This window comes from Microbacterium sp. PAMC22086, from assembly GCF_019443525.1.
Classification (GTDB): domain Bacteria; phylum Actinomycetota; class Actinomycetes; order Actinomycetales; family Microbacteriaceae; genus Microbacterium; species Microbacterium maritypicum.
Genome location: NZ_CP080380.1, coordinates 1,548,177 through 1,566,116 on the forward strand (window position 1 = coordinate 1,548,177; position 17,940 = coordinate 1,566,116).

The window sequence follows — 17,940 nt, forward strand, 5'->3', positions numbered from 1 at the left end:
GTGTGTAACATGATCGCATGGACACGGAGCCCGGCACCACCCCGCACGCGGGTGCGCAGGATTCGCTCCCCGTCGCAGGCGAAGGATCGCGGTCATCCGGGGCGGCCCCGGACGGGTTGACCCATTCGGCCATCTACGACGTCGAGGCGAGCGATCCTCGCAGTGTCCTGATCGACCGGACCGGCGTCTCGCCGGAGGAGCTCAAGCAGATCTCGAGGGTCATGGAGGCGCTCGCCGGACTGCGCGAGGCGGAGCAGACGCTCTCCCAGGCATCGCGTCGATACATGCGCCTGAACGAGACCGACATGCGCGCGCTGCACTATCTGATCGTGTGCGCGAACCGGAACCTGGTGGCGACGCCCGGAGGGATCGCGCATCACCTGGGGGTCTCGACCGCGGCGACGACCAAGCTTCTCGACCGTCTGGAACAGGGAGGGCACATCACGCGTGCCCCGCACCCGACGGATCGCAGGGCGCTGCAGATCAACATCACCGCGCAGACGCGTCATGCCGCGATGGAAACCGTCGGACGGCAGCAGGCGAAGCGCTTCTATTCTGCCGCCCGACTCGCGCCTGCCGAAAGGGAAGTCGTGATCCGATTCCTCATGGATATGACAGAAGAGATCACGCTCCGCGACGAACCCTGGTTGCAGGGAGGCGCTTAATACCCGCCTGCCGGTGCAGGCGGAAGTGCTGCTTAATTGCGACCGAGGTCAGTGTGCGGCGTTGTATGCGTCCACGACCTGTGCGGGAATGCGACCGCGCTCGGAGAGCTTGTGCCCATTGTCGTTCGCCCAGGCGCGGATGGCTGCGACCTCGGGGTTGCGCGCGGGCCGCTTCCGAGCCGCGGAGGTGCGAGGAGCGCTCGAGGAGCCGGCCTTTCGCCCCGCAGTCACGTAAGGCTCGAGGGCCTTGCGCAATTCATCGGCGTGCGCGGAGTTCAAGTCGATCTCATAAGCGGCGCCGTTGAGCGAGAAATGTACAGTCTCGCCCTCGCCGACCTCCAGGACGCTGCCATCGATGTCGTCTACCAGCTGATGCACAATTCGTCTTGCCATACGGGGACTTTACCCGTCAGGACGAAATGCGACAAGTCGGAACAATCATTAGCGCAATGGTATTCACGCGAAGCAATAAATCAATTCCCTGTGGTCAGGGAAGAAGTCCCGCACGCCGCGCTCTGGTGACAGCCGCATGACGCGTGGAAGCATCGAGCTTCGACATCGCGGTTCCGAGGTACGCCTTGATCGTGCCTTCGCGCAGGCCGAGCTGCGCGGCGATCTCCGCGTTCGTCGAACCGAGCGCCGCGCACGCGAGCACATCGGTCTCGCGGGGGGAGAGGCGGACCGTGGGGATGGGGCCTGTCGCCGGCGCGGATGTGCTTCCCACGAGCGTCATGAGTCGGCGTTCGACGTGCGCGATCCTCGCGCGGATATCGACGTCGTCGACAGAGGCGGCGATGCTGCGAAGTTCCGCGAAGCTCTGACGCAGTTCCTCCCGGTGCGCCGGTGCGACGCTGTCGACGCCGAGGGGCGCCTCCTGCATCCGTCGCTGCACCTCGTCGCGGATGCGCAGTTCGTCGGCGACGGACTGCGCGACCTGCATGGCGGGAGCGGTGGTCACCCCGCCGACCCGCTCCTCATCCCAGCCTCCTGCGTAGAGCACGCCGCGTGAACGACCCTGGACGACGATCGGAAGGGCGAGAAGAGTGCGCAGTCCCTCACCCAGCACGAAGACGTCGTAGTCGTGCGTGATCTGCTGCGAAGACCCGTAGTCGCTCGTCATCCTGGGGCGCAGTTCCATCATCGCCCGTCCGCCGAGTCCACGTTCCGGCCGCACGCGCAGACCGTCCAGCGATCGGGTGCGCGCACCGACGATGCTGGTGACGCTCACGACGCCTTCTTCGATGAGGCCGCCGAACGCGACCGGGAAGCGCGTGCGCCTCGCAAGCTCGCGCACCGCATTGGCGATGAGATCCGCCTCGGATTCGCGGGTGACGGGTGAGGACACGACTACCTACTTCCGGGGTGACGACGCAGTTCCCCGTTTCGTAGCGTCGACGATATCACTCACGTCGAGATGCGCGTGGGCCCGGCGGCCTACACGCCGGGCCCACGAGATCAGCGGCCGGCGGCTCTGCTCGCCTCGAGGTCGAGCAGGAATCGCTTGCGTTCGGGGTGCGCACCGTACTGACCAGCGCTCCCGTCGGAGCGCACGACGCGATGCACCGGCACGATGATCGAGAACGGGGTGATGCGGCACGCCGTGCCCACGGCGCGCGCCGCACCGGGGTGCCCGGCGAGCACCGCGACCTCTCCGTAGCTCATCGTCTCTCCCCACCCGATGTCGCAGATCGTCTGCAGCGCGGTCAGGGCGAACCCGTCGACGAGTCGCCAGTCGAGCCGGATGTGCTCCTCGAAGCGCACCGGTTCACCGTCGAAGTACTCGGCGAGCAGGTGTGCGAGCTCGTCGGCGGCACCGGGGTCGGGCTCGGGCACCGCGCTCAGCTGCCGGGAGACGCCTTCGAGCAGCCAGGGCACGCGCGGGTCTTCGGATTCGGAGAGGTCGAAGCGCACGATGCCCTCGTCGGAGAACACCGCGAGAGCATCGCCGAACGGTGTCGGCGCGAAGTCGTAGCGGAAGGTCATGCCCCCATCCTGACCGCCCGATCCGACTCGGAGTCCTGCGCCGGCCGCTCCGGGTGGAGAACGCGAGCGGCTACCACACCGGGCAGGAGGAGTGCAGGTTGCCTCTCGGACGGCGGAATTCGGCGGAAACCCGCCCGGGATACCGCGCCTCCGCGGGTCACGCGCCTAGGGTGTCAGTGTGTGGCGACGTGAAGACAAGTCTGCGGACGACACAGCGGTGGACCCTGCTGTGCCGATCGGCGACCTGCACGGGACCACGACGGGCATCGACATCGCGCACGCGGCCGAGGCCGAGCGCACGCGTCTGAGGGCCGAAGCGGCCAATCTCGGCGGCCCCTCGCCGCTGGTCAGCTTCCGCGACACCCCGGAGTCCGGCATCGACATCTCCAAGGCGCACCCGGGCAGCCTGCCGCAGTTCATCACCGGGAAGTCGACGCTGCTGTCGAACCTCTTCCGTGATGAGGTCGGACTGCGCACGGCACGACTGGCCGCGGAGCGGATCACGGCGAAGAACACCGAACTGCGTACGGTCCGCGGCATCGAAGCGGTGCATCTCGCCGTGGGCGTCGCACGGTGGCGCATCGGCGGCGCAGGTTTCGCCGCCCCCGTGCTGCTGCGCCCGCTGGCCATCCGCCGCCACCACTCCGATTTCGAGTTGAAGCTCCAGGGAACCTTCGAGGTGAACCCGGAACTCGTGCGGATCGCGCGCGACCACTTCGGCCTCACGATCGATGCCGTAGCCCTCGCCGCACTGGCCTACGACGGCGGCATCTTCAAACCGCAGCCCGTGATCGACAGCCTGCGCGCGCTGACGCGCTCGATCGACACCTTCTCGGTCGAGCCGCGCCTGGTCGTCTCGACGTTCGCCGATGTGTCCGGCGTGATGTCCCGCGACGGCGGCAGTCTCGACCATCAGGTGCTGAACGCGCTCGCCGGCCACGTGGGCGACCGCGAGCAGGTCACCGCCCCGCGCGCCACCCCTCATCACATCGGCCCGGACGATCGCGCTCCGGCATCCGACAACCTCCTCCTCGACGCCGACGCGGAGCAGGAGGCGGTGCTCGCCCGTATCGCTGCAGGGCACTCCCTCACCGTGGCCACTCTTCCGGGTACCGGGGGGACGCAGACCGTCATCAACGCGCTCGGGGAGCTGGTGCGCGGCGGCAAGCGGGTACTGGTCGTCTCCGCCCGTCGCTCCACGCTGGACGGCGTGCGCCATCGACTCGCCGGGATCGGGCTCGACAGCCTGGCGATCTCGCCGGCGAGCGTGCGGCGCGACCTGGTCAGGGCGATCGGACGCAACGAGAAGGCCACGGCGCCCAAGGTCAGCGAGGTCGACGACGCGCTCGTGCGCCTGCGCACGGTCCTTCGCGACTACCGCCAGGCGCTCAGTGCGCCGGTGGCCGGGCTGAACGCCTCCGTGCTCGATGCGACCAGGCAGCTGACGCGGCTGGCATCGCTCCCGGTGCCGCCGTCGACCACGGCTCGGCTGGGACCCGATGCGCTGCGCCGTCTCGCCGCGGATCGCAGCGAAGCCGCCGAGGCTCTCGCGCAGGCCGCCCGTCTCGGAGAGTTCCGCTTCGGCCCGAACGATTCGCCCTGGTACGGGGTGACCTTCTCCAGCACCGAAGCGGCTCGTGCGGCTCATGAGCTCGCCGGTCGCCTGCACTCCGACAGCGTGCCGGCCCTCCTCGAGCGCGGCTACGAGCTGATCGCCCAGACGCACATGCGCCCGTTTGCGACCATCGACGAGCTGGGCGAGTACCTGCGACTGCTGCAGGGCATCCGCGACTCCCTCGACCGCTTCAGCCCGACCGTGTTCGAGCGTCCGCTGGGTGAGCTCATCCAGGCGCACGGTTCGCGTCGCGACGCCCCTGGGCTGTCGGGTGCGAACAGGCGGCGGTTGCGGCGCTTGGCCAAGGAGTACGTGCGCCCCGGCGTGCATGTCATCGAGATGCACGAGGCGCTTCTGCGGATCCAGGCGCAGCGCACGCAGTGGCAGCGCTTCGTCGAAGCCGGCGTCGCGCCGGAGATTCCCCTCGGTCTCGCCGATGTGTACGCGGCCTGGCAGCGGGTCGAGGCTGAACTCAGCGAGCTCGACGCCGCACTGGGGCGTCGCGAACCGTTGGCCTCGCTCCCGGTCGCGCGACTCGTCCGCACCCTCGCGGGGCTCGCTGCGAAGTCCGATGTCTTCGAGAACCTCGTCGAGCGCGCTCAGCTGCGCGATCGGCTCGCCCTTCTCGGGCTGGAGCCCCTGCTCGCCGAGCTCTCGGTGCGCCATGTCGCGGAGTCCCAGGTGGGGGAGGAGCTCGAATTCGCCTGGTGGCAGTCCCTCCTCGAGCGTGCCCTGCAGGACAACCGCGCGCTGCTCGGCGCGAACACCGCTGTCGTCGACCGCCTCGAACGGGACTTCCGCCTGGTCGATGAGGCCCATGCCGCCATGGCCGGACCGCTGCTCGCATGGCAGTTGGCCAACCAGTGGCGGATCGCGATCGTCGACGAGCCTCAGCAGTCGCAGCACCTGCGCCGTGCGCTGACGCAGTCAGCGACCACGACCGCGCAGGTCGTCAGTGCCGCGCCCACCCTGGTCGATGTGCTCGCACCGGTCTGGATCTCGTCGCCGTACCTCGTCCCGGAGATTCCGGACTCCGTGGAGTTCGACACCGTGATCCTGGTCGACGCCGCAGCGATCAACCTCGCGGAGGCCGCCCCGGCGATCCGTCGCGCGCGCCAGATCGTCGCGTTCGGCGACCCGGTGACGCAGCGCCCGACTCCCTTCCGCATCGCGGTGGATCCTGAGGAGTCGTGGGAGCCCGAGGTGCCGTTCGACGACGTCTCGGCTTTCGAGCGTCTTTCCGAGCTCCTGCCGGTGATGACCCTGACCCGCAGCTATCGTGCCGGCGGTGAGGACCTCGCGGAACTGATCAACGACGCGTTCTATGGCGGCGAGATCGTCTCCCTTCCCTGGGCGGGTTCGTACCTCGGCCGTGGCAGCCTCACGGTCGACTACGTGGAGGGCGGGACGGGAACGCCCGATCCGATCTCCGGCGCGGTCGAGAGTCCGGATGCCGAGGTCGCCAGGGTCGTGACCCTCGTTGTCGAGCACGCCGTGCACCGTCCGGCTGAGTCCCTCATGGTCGTGACCGCGAGCGCCCGTCACGCCGAGCGCGTGCGTGCAGCCGTCACCTCGGCGTTCGCCGGACGTTCGGATGTGGCGGACTTCGTCGGGCGCGACACGGTCGAACCCTTCGCGGTGCTGACCCTCGAGGAGTCGGTCGCCGAGAGTCGCGACCGCGTGATCTTCTCGCTGGGGTTCGGGCTCACCAAGCACGGCCGCGTCCTGAGCGACTTCGGCGATCTCTCCACTCCCGACGGAGAGCGACTTCTCACGGTCGGGATGACCAGGGCCCGCCGGTCGATGGTGCTCGTGTCGTCGATCCGCCCCTCGTCCTTCGACGACGGACGCCTGGAGCACGGAGCGGCGACACTGATGTCGATCCTCGGCGGCCTGGCCGCGCGCAGCAGGGATGCTCGCCTGGAGGATCTCGCCGATCCGCTCACGCTCGCCCTCGCACGGGAGCTGCGGCGACTCGGAGCCTCGGTCGATGTCGACTATCGCGGGCTGCTCCCGCTGGTCGCGCAGCACGGCGGCAAGGCGGTCGTCATCGAGTCCGACCCGGAGTCGCGAGGAGAATCGCTGCGGGAGACCCTGCGTCTGCGACCGCATGTGCTGCGTCGCCTCGGCTGGCATTACGTGCGGGTGCACGCCTTCGATCTCTACAGCGACCCCGCGACCGTCGCGACGCGGATCGCCGCGGTGCTCGGCATCTTGGATTCCGCCCCGCGTGCCGAGAACGACACGCAGCCGATCGACATCGTCGACCCCCGGAATGACTGACGAGCCCGACACCCCCGAACCGCGCCAGCGCGTCGTGCGGGTATCCGGCTCCCGACGTGCGCGTCTCACGCCGGTGCCGGGAAGCGATCCCGAACCGGAGTCCGGCCCCGCCGAGGTGTCGCCTCCGCCGACACGGCCCAAGGGCGCCAGAGGGCCGAACGACGATCAGCTGATGCGGGACGTGCCGCCGCACTACTGAGCGTGAGTCTCCGTCTGCGCCCGCCGACGAGAAACGCACGGCCCCTCCGAAGAGGAACCGTGCGTCTCGTCGTGCGAGTGGAAGCTCTCAGGCCCCGCGCTGTGCCTTGAGCAGATCGCGGATCTCGACGAGCAGCTCGGACTCGGTCGATGCGGCCGGCTCCTCCTCGGGCTCCTCGGCCGGCGTGCCCTTGCGAGCCTCGACACGGGCCTTGAAGGTGTTCATCGGCAGCACGAAGACGAAGTAGACGACGGCGGCGACGGCGAGGAAGCTGATGATCGCCGAGATCAGTTCGCCGATCGGGAACGTCACCATCTCTCCATAGATGTTCGGGACCTGGATGCCGAACTTGCCTGTCGCATCCGCCTTCAGGAAGAGCGCGATGAGCGGATTGATGATGCTGTTGACGACAGCCGTGACGATCGCGGTGAAAGCGGTGCCGATGACGACAGCGACGGCCAGGTCGATGACGTTGCCGCGCAGCAGGAAGTCCTTGAAACCTTTGAGCATGGGGTCCCCCAACAGATCGGGGCCTCAGGAAGAGGCCGGAGTCGACGCAGCCGCCGGTTTGGCGCTCGTCGTCGATTCCGTCTTCGATGATGCCGAACCATCCTTCGAAGCCCCGGATTTCGCGCGCGAGTCCGTGCGATAGAAGCCGGAGCCGTTGAAGGTCACACCGATCGAGCCGTACTGCTTGCGCAGCGCGCCACCGCACTCGGGGCACACGGTGAGAGCGTCGTCGGCGAAGCTCTGCACGGCGTCGAAAGTGTGTCCGCACGCGGTGCAGGCATAGGCGTAGGTGGGCATGGGGGTCCTTGCGATCAGCGCCGGCGTGGCGACAGGGTGAGGGTCTGCGACGGGGTGACGACGCCGTTCACCGGCTGGTCGTGCACCTCTCGCGGAAGTTCGTCGAGTACCTCGGAATCATAGATCACGGCGTAGACGGGAGGGCACTTCTCCATCGAGCCGATCGTCTTGTCGAAGTAGCCGCGTCCCCACCCCATGCGCATGCCGGTGCGATCGACCGCCGCGGCGGGGACGATCATCAGGTCCACGTCGTTCACCGCGATCGGGCCCAGCACCTCGCCGGTGGGCTCCGGCAGGCCGAAGAGTCCCTCGGTGACCTCGTCGTCATCGGTGGCGACAGCCCAGTCCAGCAGCCCGTCGGCGCGGGTGACGGGCAGGAGCACGCGGATGCCGCGGCGCACGGCCCTGGTCACGAACTCGCGGGTGCCCGGCTCGGTGGTGGTGGAGAGGAAGCACGAGATGGATCGGGCGCCGAGCTCGTCGACCAGGGCGTCGAGGCGTTCGCCGATGGCCGTGGCGGCGGCTTCGCGCTGCGTGTCGGAGAGGAGCTGGCGTCGTTCGCGGAGTTCGGCGCGGAGTGCGCGCTTCGCATGTTCGACGTCGTTCGACATGGCTCCGAGTCTACGTCGGCGCTCACCACTAGGCTGGCAAGATGGCTGACCACAAGATCAAAGCCGTCATTCCCGCAGCAGGCCTGGGTACGAGATTCCTCCCTGCGACGAAGGCGATGCCGAAAGAGATGCTCCCCGTCGTCGACAAGCCGGCGATCCAGTACGTCGTCGAAGAGGCGGCCAACGCCGGCATCGACGACATCCTCGTCATCATCGGACGAAACAAGAACGCCATCTCCAACCACTTCGACTCCGTGCCGGAGCTCGAGGTCAGGCTCATGGAGAAGGGCGACACCGGGCGTCTCGAGCGTGTGATGAAGTCGAGCGACCTCGCCGACATCCACTTCGTGCGCCAGGGAGAGCCGAAGGGGCTCGGACACGCGGTCCTTCGTGCACGCACCCACGTCGGCGACAGCTCCTTCGCCGTGCTCCTCGGAGACGACCTCATCGACGAGCGCGACGCGCTGCTGACCGACATGATCGCCGAGCACGAGCGCTCCGGCGCCGCGGTGATCGCGCTCATGGAGGTCGACCCCGCCAACATCCACATGTACGGTGCAGCCGCGGTCGAGCCGCTCGAAGGATCCGACGCCGTCCGCGTCACCGGACTCGTCGAGAAGCCCGCCCAGGAAGACGCACCGTCGAACCTGGCCGTCATCGGCCGCTACGTGCTTCCGGCCTCGGTGTTCGACATCCTCGAGCACACCGAGCCGGGCAAGGGCGGCGAGATCCAGCTCACCGACGCGCTGCAGGTGCTCGCGACCGATCCCGACGGCCCCGGCGTCGTCGGCGTCATCTTCGGCGGACGCCGCTACGACACGGGCGACCGCGTCGACTACATCAAGGCGATCGTGCAGCTCGCGGCAGACCGGGACGACCTCGGTCCCGAGCTGCGCCCCTGGCTCAAGGAGTTCGCGGAACGCCTCTAGGCGACTCTGCGGGCGTCGGTGCGGCATGGATCTGGCGGCGGGAATGCGACACGGACCCATAGAACTGCGGCTCGTCCGTGCCAAGGATGCGAGACCGCTGCAGCATGAGCTGCTCGCCAACAGGTCGTGGCTCCAGCCGTGGGAGGCGACGGTCCCGTACGGCTCGGTGTCGTTCGACATGAGGCTCAGCATCCGACGGCTGCTCCAGCAGTATCGCGACGGCTCGGGCTACCCGTTCGTCATGGAGTACGACGGCGAGATCGCAGGGCAGCTCAACGTGTGGGGAGTCTCGCGCGGGTCCCTGTGCTCGGCCACGATCGGGTACTGGGTGAGCGAGCGGTTCGCCGGTCGGGGAATCACCCCGACGGCGGTCGCGATGGCCACCGATGCGTGTTTCACCGAGTACGGGCTCCACCGGATGGAGATCTGCATCCGCCCGGAGAACGACGCGAGTCTGCGCATCGTCCAGAAGCTGGGGTTCCGCTACGAGGGACTGCGTCGTCGCTACATCCACATCGACGGCGACTGGCGCGACCACTACGCGTTCGCTCTGACCAGGGAAGACGTGCCCCAGGGCGTGCTCGCGCGCTGGCTCAGCGGCCAGGTGCCGCCCGATGCTGCGACGGTGCCGCCCTCGGACCGCATCTCGCACTGAAACGGGTGCTCCGGCGGCGGATCCGCACGGACTCGCCGCGACACGCGCCCGTGTGTACGGCGCTGCCCGCTCGCAACCCTTAGCGTGGACGGTATGGATGGGCCGGTGCTGAGCGGGGGAGTGATCGTACTCGTCTCCGTGCTGCTCTGGATGCTCTATCTGCTGCCTTCGTGGCGGGGCCGCTTCCAGTACAACGCCGCCGAACGCAATGCCGTGCGGCTGAACCAAGCCCTGCGCGTGCTCGCCGAGACGAGCGAGACCCCCGGTGAGGTGCGCTTCGAGTTGAATGCGCGCACCGCGCTCGCGCAGCAGAAGCTGGCCAAGCGCGTGCAGTCCGAACGCGAGGCCGCCGAGCTCGAGGCGCTCCGTGAAGAACTCGCCGCCACCCGAGCCGATCCCGTGATCCGTCGTGCGCGCGCGCGTCGACGTGTGCGGGTCGCGGCGACCAGTACTCTCCTCGTCGGGCTCGTGCTCGCCGGCCTCGGTGTGTGGCAGCTGCTGGCCGCGGGAAGCGCGCTGCTGCTCTGGCTCGGCGGCGCCGCGATCGTCGTCGCCGGTGTCGCGCTGCAGCGCATGGCCGCCGTCGCCGGTCGGGTCGCGCGAGCAACGCACGTCGTCGCCGCTCCCGCCGCTCCTCGCGTCGCGCCGGAGCTGCACGATCAGGGACGGGCGACGTGGACGCCGCGGCCGCTGCCGGAGCCCCTGGTCTCGGTGGCGGGATCCCGCGCGCAGGCCGCGCAGGCCCAGCTGGAGGCGCAGGAGCAGCGTCGCAAGGCAGCAAGGGTCGCTGCTCTTCGCGAGCGTGCCGAGCAGATGGCGCCCGAGGCGCCGGTGGCCCTGCCTGCGGCCTCATCGCCGTATGCGCGGATGGGCTTCGTCGACGACGCCGAGATCGAAGCGCACGTGCGCGAGTTGCTCTCCCGCCGCGCCGCCGGATGACCGTCCGCGGCGCGAACAGCTTCTCCGTCGTGATAGCGTAGATGTCGTTCACGGGCCTATGGCGCAGTTGGTAGCGCGCCTCGTTCGCATCGAGGAGGTCAGGGGTTCGAATCCCCTTAGGTCCACCCCACGCACAAGGCTCGAACCCTTGCCAACGGAAACGCTGGCCGAGGTTCGGGCCTTGTTGGCGTCTGCGGCCCAGGTCAGGGCATTCGCGTTGACTTGCGGATCAAGGAGCATCTCGAAGGTCCGGTTGTGCTCGACCCGCAGCTCGTTGTCCTCGTCGATGAAGACCTTCGTGAAGAACGCCTGGTTGCACAGCCGCCGGTTGGTGTCGTCGCAGCGGGTGTAGATGTCGGCGCAGTTGGCGAGCAGGCCGAGGGCGTCGTCGAGGTGGGCGCGGGCCTCGGCGTAGTCGCCGAAGTGGGCGTCGATGCGGCGGGTCACCTGGTCGAGTTCGGCGACGATGCGGTCTTGTTCGCGCTTGAGCACTGAGAGCGGGATCGCGTCGGCGTAGTGCGCCTGCATGAGCCGGTCCTGCTCGCTTTCGAGCCGGTCGCGGTTGGTGGTGAGGCGTTCCAGCTCCTCGGTCTCGGCAGCCATGAGCCGATCGAACTCGTGGTGGAGCATGCCCGCGAGCGCATCCTGCTGGGGGTCTGTCCGTTCCTTTGTGTATGGGGCTTCGGCTTAGTTGATTCCTAGGCGGTCGCCGTAGGTGATGGACAGGGTGTTCAGGATAGCTTTCCAGCCGGCGATCTGCCCGGTCGGGTTCGTGCGATTCGGGCGCCGCTCGAGCACCGTCAGGTAGAGCACCTTCATCGCCGCCTGCTCGTTGGGGAAGTGCCCGCGGCGTCTCGTGGCCTGCCGGAACCTGGCATTGAGCGACTCGATCCCATTGGTCGTATAGATGAGGCGTCTGATCTCGGGCGGGAACTTCAGGAACGGCACGAACTCGCCCCACGCGTTCTCCCACATCTGGATCATCGCCGGATACAGGCTCCGCCATTGCTCGGCGAACTCCGCGAATCTCGCCTCGGCCGCTGCGATGGTCGGAGCGGTATAGACCTCGCGGAGCTGCCTGGTGATCTTGGACCAGTACTTCTTCGACGCGTATCGAAGTGAGTTCCGCACGAGATGCACGACACACTGCTGCACCGTTGCGAGGGGCCAGATCGCGGTGATCGCATCGGGGAGGCCTTTGAGTCCGTCGCAGCAGACGATGCAGACATCGGCGACACCACGGTTGCGCAGCTCCGTGAGCATGTTCATCCACTGCTTCGCGCCCTCCCCGCCGGTCGGTCCCATCCACAACCCGAGAACGTCACGGTGACCCTCGAGATCGATGCCGACAGCGACGTAGACAGGCCGGTTGGCGACCTGCCCGTCGCGGACCTTGATCACGAGCGCGTCGATCAGAACCACGGGATAGACGACGTCCAGCGGACGGGCTTGCCATTCCTGCATGTCGCCGAGCACCTTGTCGGTCACCGTCGACACCAGATCACGAGAGACGTCTGATCCGTAGAGATCGGAGAGGTGCTTGGCGATATCGCCGGTGGTCATGCCCTTCGCATACAGCGAGATCACCGCCTCGTCGAACCCCGCGATCCGGCGCTGATGCTTGGGCACCACCACCGGCGCGAATGTCCCCGCCCGGTCCCTCGGGACCTGGATCGTGAGATCGCCGATCTCGGTCCGCACCGTCTTCGGCGTGGATCCGTTCCGACTGTTCGGCGTCTGCTTCCCGACCCGGTCGCCCGGGTCGTAGCCGAGGTGTTCGGTCAGCTCCGCCTCCAACGCGGACTGCAGTACCTGCCGGGTCAGCCCCGTCAGCAGCCCGTCCGGGCCAGTCAGCTCGATCCCTTGACCACGAGCGGCGGCCACGAGTTGCTCCGCGACCGCAGTGACATCCGGCGGCGCAGGAAGGATCTCCCCGGTCCGCAGATCGACGGTCTCGGATTGCTCAGTTGGTGTCTTCAATTCAGTGTTCATGACGTGATTCATCTTCCCGGACGACCGAAGCCGAACCGATCACGCCGAACCCCTCACACACAAACTTCCCGACAGACCCGCCCGTGAGCTGATGGAATTGGTCGACACGTCGGCCGGTGCAGAGGGTGCCGCGGAGTCGGTCACTGTGGCTGCCATTCCCGTCGGCACTCGCATCCGGCTCGAGGCGTTCGACGACCTGTTTGTGTAGTCCAGCGTGAGGTCAGCGTCTCGCAAAGCCCTCGAGCTCTTGCAACGTCGGCTGGCCAGCCTGCGCGCCAGCTCTGCGCGTCGATAACCCCGCGGCCACCACGGCCAGACGGATCGCGTCTCCTATCGCTTTGCCACTTGCAAGAGCGTGGCAGAGGGCACCGGCAAAGGAATCGCCTGCGCCCGTGGCATCGACAACGTCGACAGTGATGGCGGGCACCACCTCGATCAGCTCGCCATAGCTCCACAACTGCACGCCGTCGCCGCCCTGGGTCACGACGACGGCGGGGTGCGATGCATGCTCGAACGCGGCGAACCCCGCCGTGTTCGTGATGATCGCACGAACGTCTCGACTAGCGGCGAGAAACTCGCTGTCAGTCATCCAGTGCTCCAACCCGACAACGGTGCGCTCGCCGAAGCCTTGCCTTACGAGTGTGCTTACCGCGTGAGGGGCGTAGCTGACATAGATCAGGTCAGCACGCTCTAGCACGTCCGCATCGGGCAGCAGCGTCAGCGCACCCACACCGAGGTCAACGTAGACCGTGCGTTCGGATCCTTCGCGCACGATGGTCGCGAACGTCGAATCACCAGGAGCTTGCGCGATGAAATCGGTGCCGATCCCCGCTTCGGCGGCTTGTCTCAGCAGCCATTCTCCAGACGGATCGTTGCCGACAACTGAAATCAGTTCCGAACGGGTGCCGAGCTTCACGATCTGGGCGGCGCTGTTCGCGCCAGTGCCGCCCAGATCACGTGATGAATGTGTGACAGTGACCTTTTCATCGCGCGCAGATCGGGGGTCCGTCTCGATCGTGTAATCCAGGGCGATGTCGCCGATGACCGCAATGAGGGGATGGTCGCTGCGTGCTGACACAGTCAGTGCCCGATCGTGCCGGACAGCATTTCCATCGCCGTGCCGCAGGCCAGCCGTGCGCTGATCCCCGAGAGGTCATAGATCGGCGCGATCTCGACCAGGTCCATGGCGATCGGCTTCGCACGACCAAGCGCGCGCGCGATTTGGAACGTCTCGCGAGGTGTGAAACCACCCGGCTCCGGGGTGCCGGTTCCAGGAAAGGCCGAGGCATCCACAGCATCCAGATCAAAACTGACGTAGAGGCCGTCGACACCATCCAACGCGCGGGCGAGGGCTTCGTCGATTGCGCGCTCCACGCCGAGCCGCTGGATCTCTTCCATGCCGTACCAACGGATGCCCTGCTCCGCAGCCGACATCACCTGATCGCGAGGATTGAGCCAACCGTGGATGCCGAAGACAACCACATTCTCGGGGTCAACATTGGGAATCTCAGCCGCGCGCATGGTCGGGCATCCGCTGGTGAGAGTCTCACCACCCCAGTCATATGCGGTATCGAGATGGGCATCGATACTGATGTAGCCCATCTTGCCCACGGTCGCCGCCGCGCCCCGCGCAGCACCAATCGCCAGCGAGTGATTGCCGCCGATTGACAGTGGCAAGACGCCTTGTTCGCAGATGCGCCGAATATGGCTCTCGATGAGACTCATGGTGGCCTCAGCGTTCGGCGGCATGACAGGAACATCGCCGACATCGACGGTGGGCAGTTCTTCCCAGAGGTCGAAGTCGCGCTGTGCGTCGTAGCCGAAGAACCAGCTTGAGGCGTCGCGGAATGCGCGAGGCCCCATGTTGGCGCCGTTTCGCCCAGCGTTTCCTTCATCCCATGGAATGCCGGTGATGGCACAACGAGCGCCACCGAGTGAGTCGATTGTGGCCATCGGTCGTCCGAAGAACGTCGCAACTCCGGATTGGATGACTCGCAGGTCTTGATTCACAGCATCTCCTTTGTCTGCGGTTACTTTCCGACGCCCATGGTCAGGCCTCGCACGAGGTGCCGTTGCAGGTACACCGCGATTATCATGCCAGGAATGGCGGCGATCATTGCGGCCGCTGCCATCCAGCCCCAGCGCACTTGGTCGAAGCCGATTGCCTGGAGGATTCCCACGGTGACCGGTCGTGTGTTCGGGCCTGAGAGCACGAGTCCCATCAACAAGTTGTTCCAACTGAAGATAAAGGCCAGGATTGCGGCGCTGGCGATACCTGGACGGATGATCGGCACAACAACACCAAAGAGCGTGCGCCATGGCCCGCATCCGTCGAGCTGTGAGGCCTCCTCGATCTCGATCGGGACATCGGCGAGGAAGGTCCTCACGATCCAGATGACAAGTGGGATCGTGATCAGCTGATGCGAGAGGATCATGCCGATGTAGGTGTCGTAGACCCGCACCTGCTGGAAGATCGCATACAGCGGGATGATCACGGCCAGTTCAGGTGCAAACCGCAGCGACAGGAAGGTGAAGGCAAAGTGGTCGGCGCCGCGCACGCGATTGCGGCTTAGCGCAAAGGCGGCGGGCACCCCGACGGCCAGTGACAGGATCACGGCTCCGCCGGAGACGATCACAGAGTTCAGCATGTACTGACGGAATTCACCTGCGCCCGCTTCGCCGCTGCCGAACAGCACATCGATGTAGTTGTCGAGCGTCGGCACGAAGAAGAATTTCGGCGGGTAGGCGATGACGTCGGCGTAGTCCTTCAGCGACATCATAAGGATCCACACGATGGGTAACAGAACGAAGACAGCGAGCCCCGCGAAGGCAAGCGTGAACCCGATACGAGCAGCGAATCTTTTCACAATCACTCCACAGCGTTGATAGTGCGTCGCCAGAGCCGAAGCAGCAGGAAACTCGACAGGTAGATGATGATCCACAGGATGAAGATGATCGCCATCGCCATAGCCGGGCTGGAGAAGCGGAATGCTTCTTCGTAGCCCTGCACGTGCAGTAGTCGCGTCGAGTTGAGGGGGCCGCCGCGGGTGACCGGCCAGATGAGGTCGAATTGCTTCAGTGAGTCGGCGACGCGGAACAAGGCCACGAGCACGATGTATGGCGCCAGCCACGGCAGTGCGATGTGTCGGAATGACTGCCACCAGCCGGCGCCGTCTATCATGGCTGCTTCGCGCAGGCTCTCGGGGAGTGCTTGGAGACCGGCGAGGATGATGAGGGCGCTGAAAGAGGTGAACGCCCACGTGTCAATCAAGACAACCGACAGCAAAGATGTGGCGGGATCAGTCAGCCACGGTGATGTGGGGAGGCCCACACTGGCAAGCAGGTAGTTGAGCACGCCGGCGCTAGGCTGCATCATTGTCTTCCACATAAGGCCGGCGACGATTGGCGGAATCAACAGGGGGAGCACAATGAAGTTGCGGCCGATGCGACGCCAGAAGCTGGTCTTCTCGAGTAGAAGAGCGATCGCAAGAGCGAGCGGTAGCTGGATAGCCAAGACGAGCACGACGTAGAGCACTGTGATCCCGAGGCCGGTCAAGAACGTTGAATTCGTGAACAGCGAGATGTAGTTGTCGAGGCCGACGAACGTAGGGTTCTGGATGTAGCCCTTCTCGTTCGTGAAACTCTTGACGATGCCCTGCGCGAACGGCACCATGATGCCGATGACGAGAAGTAGCGCCGGCGCGAGCATCAGCATGTAAGTGCGCCGCTGTCGCTTCTGAGTCGTCGATGGCTTCGTCTTGACGATCAGTGAGGCAGTTGCCATGGGAATCCCTTCTTTGGAATATGCCGACTGGGTGAGGACGAGCCGTTGGGGCGGATCGCTCCGCCCCAACGGCCTGCTACCTAGGGGAGGAGGATGCGCTCGATGTCAGCCGCGGCTGCTTCGAGGTTCTCTTTGGCTTTCCCGTCGAAGAACGTCTGCTGGATTGCTTCAGCCCAACGGTCGAGCGCTCTGGTCAGCTCGGGGTGCGGCGGGAAGTTGATCGCGGCGATCTCTGCCGTGCCTTCCAGCACCTCACGGTACTGGCCAGGTTCGGCCCCCCACGTGTCGACGAGGGCCGCGAGTTCCGGGTCATCCCACGCAGAGAGCCGCACCGGGTTCATGTTTCCGGCAAGGTGCGTCTGAAGGAGAACATCGGCGCTGGTCAGCCACTGGAGGAATGTCCATGCGGCGCCCTTCTCGGCGGATGCGGCGGCCATGCTGAGTTGCCAGATCCATGCGCTGGCGGCGCGACCTTCGGGGCCTTCCGGAATCATGGCGTAGGCGACGTCGTCAGAGATTTCTGATTCTTCAGGGTTCTCGTAGGTTGCGGCGAACAGGTCGGCCTCGTTCAGGGCGAGAGCAAAGCGACCACTGGCCATTCCCTGCAGAACTTCGTACCAGGTGAACGCGCTCGCATCTTCTGGTGAGCCGGCCTTGACGATGTCGATGAAGAGTTCGGTGGCTTCGATGGAAGCGTCTGAGGCGATATCGATCTTGCCCTCGTCGTCGAGCAGGTGCACACCGTATGCCTCAGCCATGCTTCCAAACGTGAGATAGGTCAGGTCCCAGTACTTGTCGAATCGGGTGACAATCGGGTAGTCGTTTCCCGAGAGAGCGGGGGCGAGCTTCTTTGTCACGGAGAGCACGTCCTCGTACGTTTCGGGTGCTTCTACTCCTGCTGCCTCTAACAGGCTGGGGCGATACGTCAAGTTGTACGACTCGAAGTTGATGGGCAGCGCCCAAAGCGAGCCTTCGCCGAGCCCAGAGAGCAGTTCTCGATTCCATCGTCCCGCGTTCAGAACGCCCGGCGCGAAATCATCGAGATTGTAGCCCGGCATGGTGATGGCATCGTTGCCTACGTACCCATCCAGTGGCTCGATCCAGCCTGCGGCTGAATACTGCCAGTTGTGCAGTGGGTCTGTCATGAACAGGTCGTAGTTGCCGACTCCGGCAGACAGGTCCGCCTGGAGCTTGTCGAAGCCCTGCTGTTCGTTGAGCACTTCGAGGTTGACCTTGATTCCAGTCTCCTCTTCGAAGGCTGGAATGAGCGGCCGGAGCGACTCGACGAATGGGTGCTCGATGAGCAGCAGGTTGATGCTCTCCCCTTCGAAGGCTCGCGGGTCATATGCTTCACCAGCCCGAAGATCCGCCCCTGGATTCTCGGATGACTCGTCAGGTGCGGTGCCGGAGCTGCATGCTCCGAGCATGAGCGTCGCAGCAGTAATAGCTGCGACAGCGACGGTTTTCTTGCCCATTAG

The 17,940-nt window shown here is 66.0% G+C and carries 20 protein-coding genes and 1 tRNA gene; 9 read left to right on the plus strand and 12 right to left on the minus strand.

The window, feature by feature from the left end; genetic code table 11:
- Positions 1-17 precede the first annotated feature (17 nt).
- Complete coding sequence (locus tag KY497_RS07830) at positions 18-665, plus strand: MarR family winged helix-turn-helix transcriptional regulator (RefSeq protein ID WP_081603847.1); 648 nt, start codon at positions 18-20, stop codon at positions 663-665.
- Between the two features lie 48 nt (positions 666-713).
- Here KY497_RS07830 and KY497_RS07835 read toward each other — a convergent pair whose 3' ends face one another.
- From KY497_RS07835 to KY497_RS07845, 3 genes are all read right to left on the minus strand, one after another.
- On the minus strand, positions 714-1,058 hold the full coding sequence (locus KY497_RS07835; protein ID WP_219870219.1) for an Lsr2 family protein: 345 nt from the start codon (positions 1,056-1,058) through the stop codon (positions 714-716).
- A 94-nt stretch (positions 1,059-1,152) separates the two neighbouring features.
- Positions 1,153-2,010, minus strand: a complete 858-nt coding sequence (locus KY497_RS07840; protein ID WP_218682195.1) for a LuxR C-terminal-related transcriptional regulator — start codon at positions 2,008-2,010, stop codon at positions 1,153-1,155.
- A gap of 110 nt (positions 2,011-2,120) precedes the next feature.
- On the minus strand, positions 2,121-2,648 hold the full coding sequence (locus KY497_RS07845; RefSeq protein ID WP_055873828.1) for a methylated-DNA--[protein]-cysteine S-methyltransferase: 528 nt from the start codon (positions 2,646-2,648) through the stop codon (positions 2,121-2,123).
- 178 nt (positions 2,649-2,826) lie between these two features.
- Between KY497_RS07845 and KY497_RS07850 the strand changes: the two genes are divergently transcribed.
- Together KY497_RS07850 and KY497_RS07855 are read left to right on the plus strand one after the other, a co-directional pair.
- Positions 2,827-6,546: an AAA family ATPase gene (locus KY497_RS07850; RefSeq protein WP_375140926.1), complete on the plus strand. Its 3,720-nt coding sequence runs from the start codon at positions 2,827-2,829 to the stop codon at positions 6,544-6,546.
- Complete coding sequence (locus tag KY497_RS07855) at positions 6,539-6,745, plus strand: hypothetical protein (protein WP_017828903.1); 207 nt, start codon at positions 6,539-6,541, stop codon at positions 6,743-6,745. Before KY497_RS07850 ends, KY497_RS07855 begins: the two co-directional genes overlap by 8 nt.
- 87 nt (positions 6,746-6,832) lie before the next feature.
- Here KY497_RS07855 and mscL read toward each other — a convergent pair whose 3' ends face one another.
- The 3 genes from mscL to KY497_RS07870 are packed head-to-tail and all read right to left on the minus strand — an operon-like array spanning position 6,833 to position 8,163.
- Positions 6,833-7,255: a large conductance mechanosensitive channel protein MscL gene (gene mscL, locus KY497_RS07860; protein WP_141385877.1), complete on the minus strand. Its 423-nt coding sequence runs from the start codon at positions 7,253-7,255 to the stop codon at positions 6,833-6,835.
- Positions 7,256-7,279: 24 nt separating this feature from the next.
- Positions 7,280-7,552, minus strand: coding sequence for an FmdB family zinc ribbon protein (locus KY497_RS07865; protein ID WP_017828901.1), 273 nt, complete (start codon positions 7,550-7,552; stop codon positions 7,280-7,282).
- Between the two features lie 14 nt (positions 7,553-7,566).
- Positions 7,567-8,163, minus strand: coding sequence for a 5-formyltetrahydrofolate cyclo-ligase (locus KY497_RS07870; RefSeq protein WP_017828900.1), 597 nt, complete (start codon positions 8,161-8,163; stop codon positions 7,567-7,569).
- A 41-nt stretch (positions 8,164-8,204) separates the two neighbouring features.
- On the opposite strand from KY497_RS07870, the gene galU reads away from it, so the two are divergent.
- The 6 genes from galU to KY497_RS07900 all read left to right on the plus strand — a co-directional run bounded on the left by galU (position 8,205) and on the right by KY497_RS07900 (position 11,388).
- Positions 8,205-9,092, plus strand: a complete 888-nt coding sequence (gene galU / locus KY497_RS07875; RefSeq protein ID WP_031205546.1) for a UTP--glucose-1-phosphate uridylyltransferase GalU — start codon at positions 8,205-8,207, stop codon at positions 9,090-9,092.
- Positions 9,093-9,135: 43 nt separating this feature from the next.
- Positions 9,136-9,747, plus strand: a complete 612-nt coding sequence (locus KY497_RS07880) for a GNAT family N-acetyltransferase (RefSeq protein WP_055865109.1) — start codon at positions 9,136-9,138, stop codon at positions 9,745-9,747.
- A 93-nt stretch (positions 9,748-9,840) separates the two neighbouring features.
- Positions 9,841-10,686 carry a hypothetical protein gene (locus tag KY497_RS07885; protein WP_219870220.1) on the plus strand — a complete coding sequence of 282 codons (846 nt, stop codon included), beginning with the start codon at positions 9,841-9,843 and terminating at the stop codon, positions 10,684-10,686.
- A 52-nt stretch (positions 10,687-10,738) separates the two neighbouring features.
- Positions 10,739-10,811: transfer RNA gene (locus KY497_RS07890), tRNA-Ala, on the plus strand.
- Positions 10,812-10,908: 97 nt separating this feature from the next.
- On the plus strand, positions 10,909-11,181 hold the full coding sequence (locus KY497_RS07895; protein WP_209280954.1) for a hypothetical protein: 273 nt from the start codon (positions 10,909-10,911) through the stop codon (positions 11,179-11,181).
- 21 nt (positions 11,182-11,202) lie between these two features.
- Positions 11,203-11,388 (plus strand): hypothetical protein, encoded by a 186-nt coding sequence (locus tag KY497_RS07900; RefSeq protein ID WP_219870221.1) that lies wholly within the window; start codon positions 11,203-11,205, stop codon positions 11,386-11,388.
- Here KY497_RS07900 and KY497_RS07905 read toward each other — a convergent pair.
- The 6 genes from KY497_RS07905 to KY497_RS07930 all read right to left on the minus strand — a co-directional run bounded on the left by KY497_RS07905 (position 11,374) and on the right by KY497_RS07930 (position 17,937).
- The gene (locus KY497_RS07905) at positions 11,374-12,678 is read right to left on the minus strand and encodes an IS256 family transposase (RefSeq protein ID WP_219869856.1); all 1,305 of its coding nucleotides are present in this window, start codon (positions 12,676-12,678) and stop codon (positions 11,374-11,376) included. The two genes, KY497_RS07900 and KY497_RS07905, sit on opposite strands and share 15 nt — an antisense overlap.
- Before the next feature lie 220 nt (positions 12,679-12,898).
- Complete coding sequence (locus tag KY497_RS07910) at positions 12,899-13,756, minus strand: carbohydrate kinase family protein (protein WP_219870222.1); 858 nt, start codon at positions 13,754-13,756, stop codon at positions 12,899-12,901.
- A gap of 2 nt (positions 13,757-13,758) precedes the next feature.
- Positions 13,759-14,688, minus strand: coding sequence for an agmatinase family protein (locus KY497_RS07915; protein ID WP_219870223.1), 930 nt, complete (start codon positions 14,686-14,688; stop codon positions 13,759-13,761).
- Between the two features lie 20 nt (positions 14,689-14,708).
- Positions 14,709-15,455 (minus strand): carbohydrate ABC transporter permease, encoded by a 747-nt coding sequence (locus tag KY497_RS07920; RefSeq protein WP_219870224.1) that lies wholly within the window; start codon positions 15,453-15,455, stop codon positions 14,709-14,711.
- Between the two features lie 92 nt (positions 15,456-15,547).
- Entirely contained in the window at positions 15,548-16,462 is a 915-nt protein-coding gene (locus KY497_RS07925; RefSeq protein ID WP_219870225.1) for a carbohydrate ABC transporter permease, read from the minus strand.
- An 80-nt stretch (positions 16,463-16,542) separates the two neighbouring features.
- A complete protein-coding gene (locus KY497_RS07930; RefSeq protein WP_219870226.1) occupies positions 16,543-17,937 on the minus strand; it encodes an ABC transporter substrate-binding protein in 1,395 nt (464 codons plus the stop codon).
- Between the last annotated feature and the right edge of the window lie 3 nt (positions 17,938-17,940).

Excerpts from the sequence above, each read along its gene's own strand:
- KY497_RS07830 (WP_081603847.1), top strand. The coding sequence starts at position 18 with ATGGACACGGAGCCCGGCACCACCCCGCACGCGGGTGCGCAGGATTCG.
- KY497_RS07835 (WP_219870219.1), bottom strand. The coding sequence starts at position 1,058 with ATGGCAAGACGAATTGTGCATCAGCTGGTAGACGACATCGATGGCAGC.
- KY497_RS07845 (WP_055873828.1), bottom strand. The coding sequence starts at position 2,648 with ATGACCTTCCGCTACGACTTCGCGCCGACACCGTTCGGCGATGCTCTC.
- KY497_RS07855 (WP_017828903.1), top strand. The coding sequence starts at position 6,539 with ATGACTGACGAGCCCGACACCCCCGAACCGCGCCAGCGCGTCGTGCGG.
- mscL (WP_141385877.1), bottom strand. The coding sequence starts at position 7,255 with ATGCTCAAAGGTTTCAAGGACTTCCTGCTGCGCGGCAACGTCATCGAC.
- KY497_RS07865 (WP_017828901.1), bottom strand. The coding sequence starts at position 7,552 with ATGCCCACCTACGCCTATGCCTGCACCGCGTGCGGACACACTTTCGAC.
- KY497_RS07870 (WP_017828900.1), bottom strand. The coding sequence starts at position 8,163 with ATGTCGAACGACGTCGAACATGCGAAGCGCGCACTCCGCGCCGAACTC.
- galU (WP_031205546.1), top strand. The coding sequence starts at position 8,205 with ATGGCTGACCACAAGATCAAAGCCGTCATTCCCGCAGCAGGCCTGGGT.
- KY497_RS07880 (WP_055865109.1), top strand. The coding sequence starts at position 9,136 with ATGCGACACGGACCCATAGAACTGCGGCTCGTCCGTGCCAAGGATGCG.
- KY497_RS07885 (WP_219870220.1), top strand. The coding sequence starts at position 9,841 with ATGGATGGGCCGGTGCTGAGCGGGGGAGTGATCGTACTCGTCTCCGTG.
- KY497_RS07905 (WP_219869856.1), bottom strand. The coding sequence starts at position 12,678 with ATGAACACTGAATTGAAGACACCAACTGAGCAATCCGAGACCGTCGAT.
- KY497_RS07920 (WP_219870224.1), bottom strand. The coding sequence starts at position 15,455 with ATGTCGCTGAAGGACTACGCCGACGTCATCGCCTACCCGCCGAAATTC.
- KY497_RS07925 (WP_219870225.1), bottom strand. The coding sequence starts at position 16,462 with ATGGCAACTGCCTCACTGATCGTCAAGACGAAGCCATCGACGACTCAG.
- KY497_RS07930 (WP_219870226.1), bottom strand. The coding sequence starts at position 17,937 with ATGGGCAAGAAAACCGTCGCTGTCGCAGCTATTACTGCTGCGACGCTC.